This window comes from Halochromatium sp., from assembly GCF_054919635.1.
In genome coordinates this window covers 1-5,719 of the sequence record NZ_JBUDPI010000259.1, presented here as the reverse complement: position 1 = coordinate 5,719, position 5,719 = coordinate 1, and the positions used below count along the sequence as shown (strand labels likewise).

Annotated in this window: 2 protein-coding genes and 1 tRNA gene; 2 read left to right on the top strand and 1 reads right to left on the bottom strand. The window is 65.0% G+C overall.

The features are described 5' to 3' along the window. Positions 1 to 40: 40 nt before the first annotated feature. Together ACY693_RS14210 and ACY693_RS14205 are read left to right on the top strand one after the other, a co-directional pair. Positions 41 to 116: transfer RNA gene (locus tag ACY693_RS14210), tRNA-Thr, on the top strand. Positions 117 to 211: 95 nt separating this feature from the next. Beyond that, a complete protein-coding gene (locus ACY693_RS14205) occupies positions 212 to 1,270 on the top strand; it encodes a calcium/sodium antiporter (RefSeq protein WP_462322476.1) in 1,059 nt (352 codons plus the stop codon). Here ACY693_RS14205 and hrpA read toward each other — a convergent pair. Then, complete coding sequence (hrpA, locus tag ACY693_RS14200) at positions 1,230 to 5,702, bottom strand: ATP-dependent RNA helicase HrpA (protein ID WP_462322477.1); 4,473 nt, start codon at positions 5,700 to 5,702, stop codon at positions 1,230 to 1,232. The genes ACY693_RS14205 and hrpA overlap by 41 nt on opposite strands. Between the last annotated feature and the right edge of the window lie 17 nt (positions 5,703 to 5,719).

Sequence of the window (5,719 nt, the reverse complement as noted above, 5' to 3'; positions counted from 1 at the left end):
ATCGGCTAAGGCTCGCGGTTTGCGACGCCAACTCTGACTCGCCGATGTAGCTCAGGTGGTAGAGCAACTGATTCGTAATCAGTAGGTCAGCGGTTCGAATCCGCTCATCGGCTCCAAGAAATGCCTAAGCGCTTACGGGTAACCGGAGCGCTTTTTGTTTGCCTCGCTGGCGTTTTGCGGAACGCGCGGGAAATGGCTCGCTCGGGGTGTCATGGTCATGCTGTTAGCGTTGGTCGCGATCGTTGGTGGTCTTGGGGTCTTGGTCTGGAGTGCCGAGCGCTTTGTCGATGGTGCGGCTGGCACTGCGACTCACTTTGGTATGCCTCCGCTGGTCATCGGTATGGTGATCGTGGGTTTTGGCACCTCGGCGCCGGAGATGGTGGTCTCGGCATTCGCGGCGCTGGATGGGAGCCCGAATCTGGCGCTCGGAAATGCCCTTGGCTCTAACATTGCTAACGTCGGGCTGATTCTGGGCCTCACGGCGCTGATTGCGCCGATCTCGGTGCATTCGACCATTATTCGCCGTGAGCTGCCGCTGTTGCTGCTGATCGGTGCTGTCGTCGGCCTGCTGCTCTGGGGTGGGAGTCTGACGTGGCTGGAGGCGGCACTGCTGCTCGGCGGATTCCTGGGGCTGATCGGCTGGACACTGGTTAGCGCCTTGCGCGCTCGTGGCGACAGTCTCGAGGACGAGATGAGCCAAGAGTTGGCTGAGCATCCGATGCCGCTCAGGCGGGCGCTGCTTTGGCTGTTTGCAGGTCTGATGCTGTTGATTGCGAGCTCGCGGGTGCTGGTTTGGGGCGCGGTGACCATTGCCCAGACGCTGGGCGTGAGCGATCTGGTCATTGGCTTGACCATCGTGGCGATCGGCACCTCGCTGCCGGAGCTGGCCGCTTCGTTGATCGCGGCGCGCAAGGGTGAGCACGACATCGCCATCGGCAACATCGTCGGGTCGAACATGTTCAACCTGCTGGCGGTGATCGGCATCGCCGGGGTGATCACGCCGATCTCGATCATCCCAGCGGAGGTGATGACGCGCGACTGGCCGATGATGATGGCGGGCACGGTCGCGCTCTTTGTGATGGGCTATGGGCTTCGCGGCCAGGGTCGGATCAACCGGCTCGAGGGCGGCATCCTGCTGTTGACCTTTATTGCCTACAGCGCCTATCTGGTGATGAGCGCTGTGCCTGCCCAGTCTGAGGTCAGGCGGCCGCACAGCGCTTTTGGACCGCTCACAACCCCAGCTCGCGCCAGCGCCGCTCAATGCGCTTGACCGAGATCGGATAGGCGGTGCCCAGTTGTTGGGCGAAGAGCGAGACGCGCAGCTCTTCCAACATCCAGCGGATCTCTTCAAGACGCTCATCTTGACGCTCGGCGTTTGCGGCAGCGACCACTCGCTCGCGCCAGCGCTCCTGCAGCGGCGCCAGCTCCTGCATCCGCTCACGGTCGCGAGTGGCAGCCTGCGGCAGCTTCTCCGCACGCTGCTCCAGGGCGCGGAGATAGCGCGGATAGTCCCGCAGGTGCTCGAACGGGACCTGCACCAGAAACCCGCGATAGACCAGGCGATCGAGATGCGCGCGCATGTCGAGCACCGAGGGCATCCATTGCACCTGGGTGATGCCATCGAGACGCTTGCGCACAGCCTGATAGGTCCCGAGGATGGTCGCGGTCAGCGTGCAAACCTCTTGCGCCACCGGGAACAGCTGCGACTTCCGGGCATTGAGGCGCTGTTCGAAGCGGACCTGATCGCGGATCGGCGGCTGACCTTCGGTGAAGGTCAGATCGATGATGAGGGCGAGCAGCTCATCGGCTAGGTCGGTCTCCGCTGCCGTTGAGGATGTGCCGGAGCCAGCGCTATGACGCTTGCCGGCGCCCTTCCCTTTCTTCTTCTTGCTCGACTTGGCGAGCTTGCTGGATTCACTGGACTGCCGCCCCTCATCCCTGGCTTCGCGGGCCAACAGCGTATTCGACGCCGGCCTCTGATGCAGCTCGACCCCGGCCGCTGTTATCGCGGTCGGCTCAGGTCTTGGTGCCTTTGCATACTGCAGGCGCATGCGGTCGACACCACCGCTGGTGTCACAGAGGCCGCGACGCAACACCCGAAGATCGCCGCCGAGCGCGAGCATGATCAGCCGTCGCACTCCGGCGCGCATCACTGTGGCGGCGGCTTGCTCGGAGTCCAGTACCCGAATGGCGACGGCATCGCCTTGATCGATCAGGGCTGGCCAACCACGCAGCTTGATCCCAGCGCGGTCGAGGTCGATGGAGTCGGGCAATGTGCCAAAGTCCCAGCGCGTCAGGCCGTCGCGCTCGATCGCATGCGTCCAGGTCGCACTGGCGGCGGCAGCCGTACTCGCGGAGGCTAAGCCGGCACGGCTCATTGCGGTCTCATTGGGCCGCAGTCCACCGCCGGCATACCGCGCTGCATTGCCGCGCCCGCGCGCATCGCCTGGCGTGTCAGCGAGTGCCTGTTGAGGATCGCCAAAGGCGCCTTCGGCCAAGCGGCGCTTGAGCCTCAGCAGATCGTCGTCGAGCGCTAAGCTGCGTCCCGAAGCGTCGATCAGGCGCAGCTTCATGCGCAGATACGCCGGCAGCTCGATCTCATCCCAGGCATCCTCGGGGACCTGCACACCGGTGAGGGCCTTGAGCTCCTCGCCCAGCGCCCGCACCAGCGGTCGGTCGGACGGGATCAACCGGGCGGCGATCTGAGCCGCGGTGTCGGGGATCGGCACGAAGGCGCGGCGCAGGGTCTTCGGCAGGCCGCGCAGCATCGCGGTGATGCGCTCTTCGAGCAGCCCCGGCACCAGCCATTGCAGGCGCTCTGGTGACACCTGGTTGATCAGCATCGTTGGCAGCACAAGGGTGACGCCATCGGCCTCATGCCCGGGCTCGAAGCGGTACTCCAGGGGCAGTTCGGTGGCGCCGATCTGTAACCGATCCGGGAATTGCTCGGCGGTGATGGCGCGCGCATCGTGCTGCATCACCTGATCCAGATCCATGTGCAGCAGCTTTGGGTTCTTCTGCGTCGCCTTGCGCAGCCAACGCTCGAACTGAGGCTTGGAATAGATGCCGGAGGGCACGCGCTCCTGATAGAAGGCGTAGATACCTTCCTCGTCGACCAAGATGTCACGTCGGCGCGATTTGGCCTCGAGCTGATGAACGTACTCGATCAGCTCCTGATTGTGGCGCCAGAACGGGGCGCGGGTCTCGAAGTCGCCCTCGACCAACGCCGAGCGTAGGAAGACCTCGCGCGCCTCGGCGGGATTGATCGGCCCGAAGTTCACCCGACGTCGGCTGAACAGGGTGAGGCCATAGAGGGTCACAGTCTCAAAGGCCGCGACCTGGCCGGCGCGCGATTGCCAGTGCGGCTCAGAGTAGCTGCGCTTGAGCAGATGCTGGCCGGCCCGCTCGATCCAGGCCGGCTGGACCTTGGCGCAAATGCGCCCGTAATCGCGCGTGGTCTCAACCCGCTCGGCGCAGACGATCCACTTCGGCGTCACCTCGAATAGCGTCGAGCTCGGATGGATGTAGAAGCGCCCACCGCGCGCGCCCTGATACTCGCGCTGCTCGTCCTTGCGGCCGATGGTGCTGAGCAGGCCGGTCAGCAGCGCGCGGTGGACCTCTTCGTAGGTGCCCTCGGCCTGGTGCTTGTTTAGATGATCAGCCGAGTTCTGATCCGCATGATGCCGAGCAGCGCTGTTGGCCAGGTTCTTGTCGCCATGATGCCGAACGGCTTTATCGCCAGCGTTTTGGTCGAGGACCTGGCGCGCGTTCCTGCCCTTGGTCTTGTCCTTGTTCTTGTTCTTGCCCGGGGTCGCGCCCAGCGGCTTGCCCAGCGTCTTGCCTGCGCGCTCAGCCTGGCTCGCGCGATAGCCCAGCTCGGCCATCAGCTCGTGCAGCTGGATCTGGGTGTCGCGCCACTCCTGCACCCGGTTCCAGGACAGGAAGTGCTGTTTGCACAGGCGCTGGAACTTGCGCCGGGTCAGATGCCGGCGCTCCTTCTCGAGGAAGGCCCACAGATTGAGGAAGCCGAAAAAGTCCGAGTCGGGATGGCGGAAGGTGGCGTGGATCTCGTCGGCAGCCTGCTGCTGCTCGATTGGCCGCTCGCGCGGGTCCTGCACCGCCAGGGCCGCAGCGATGATGCCGAGCTCGCGCAGGCACTGATGCTCGGCGCCGGCGAGCAGCATGCGGCCGATGCGCGGGTCCACGGGCAGGCGCGCGAGCTGCTTGCCGATCGGGGTCAGATCGCCCTGGGCATCGATCGCGGCGAGTTCTTCTAGGGTCCGATAACCATCCGAGATCAGCCTTGAGTCGGGCGGATCGACGAATGGGAAGCGCTCGATCTCACCGAAGCCGAGCTGCTTCATCTGCAGGATGACCGCGGCCAGATTGGAGCGACGGATCTCGGGCTCGGTGTGCTCGGCCCGGGCGGTGAAGTTGTCCGCGTCGTAGAGGCGGATGCAGACGCCAGAGGCGATGCGCCCGCAGCGACCCTTGCGCTGATTGGCCGAGGCCTGCGAGATGCGCTCCACTGGCAGCCGTTGCACCTTGGAGCGATGGCTGTAGCGGCTGATGCGCGCAAAGCCAGGGTCGATCACATAGTGGATGCCGGGCACCGTGAGCGAGGTCTCGGCGACGTTGGTGGAGAGCACCACGCGTCGAGTGCCATGCGGCTGAAAGACCCGTGCCTGCTCAGCCGGCCCTTGGCGCGCATAGAGCGGCAACACTTCGGTCGAGGGTGGATGATGCTTGCGCAGGGTCTCAGCGGTCTCGCGGATCTCGCGCTCACCGGAGAGGAAGACCAGGACATCACCAGGCCCCTCGCGGGCGAGCTCGGCGACCGCGTCCGAGATGGCCTGCTGCATGGCGTCGTCGCGCTCGCCAGCATGCTCCTCCTCGGGCGGTCGGTAGCGGACTTCGACCGGATAGGTGCGGCCCGAGACCTCGATGATCGGGGCCGCGCTGCCGTCCCCTGTGGCGAAGTGCTTCGCGAAGCGCTGCGGATCGATGGTGGCTGAGGTGATGATCAGCTTCAGATCAGGGCGTTTCGGCAGCAGCTGCTTCAGATAGCCGAGCAAGAAGTCGATATTGAGGCTGCGCTCGTGCGCCTCGTCGATGATCAGGGTGTCGTATTCGTTGAGATACCGGTCACGCTGGATCTCGGCGAGCAGGATGCCGTCGGTCATCAGCTTGACCGAGGTCTCAGGGTGCACCCGGTCGTGGAAGCGGACCTTGTAGCCAACGCTGCTGCCAAGCTCGGTGCCCAGCTCAGCGGCGACGCGGCTGGCGAGGCTGCGCGCGGCGATGCGGCGGGGTTGGGTGTGGCCGATGCGACCGAAGAGGCCGCGACCGAGCTCGAGACAGATCTTGGGCAGCTGGGTCGACTTGCCAGAGCCCGTCTCGCCGCAGAGGACGATGACCTGATGGGCATCGATCAGTTTGGCGATCTCGTCGCGGCGCTCGCTGACCGGTAGCTCCGGCGGAAAGGCAATCTGGCTGGGGACCTGGGCTCGGCGTGCATCAACCGTCTGACGCGATTGCGCGATGGCGCGCTCGAGCTCGCGCCAGGGCTCGCCCCGACGAGGAGGTTCTGCAGCGGCAGCGGTTTCTGAGACGGCCCCTGAAGCCGCCGACGACTCAGCACGTTTTAGGATGCGCTTGAGTCGACGGCGATCCTTGAGGAGGCATTGGGCAATGGCTGCCAGTGCATCGTGGCGGCGCG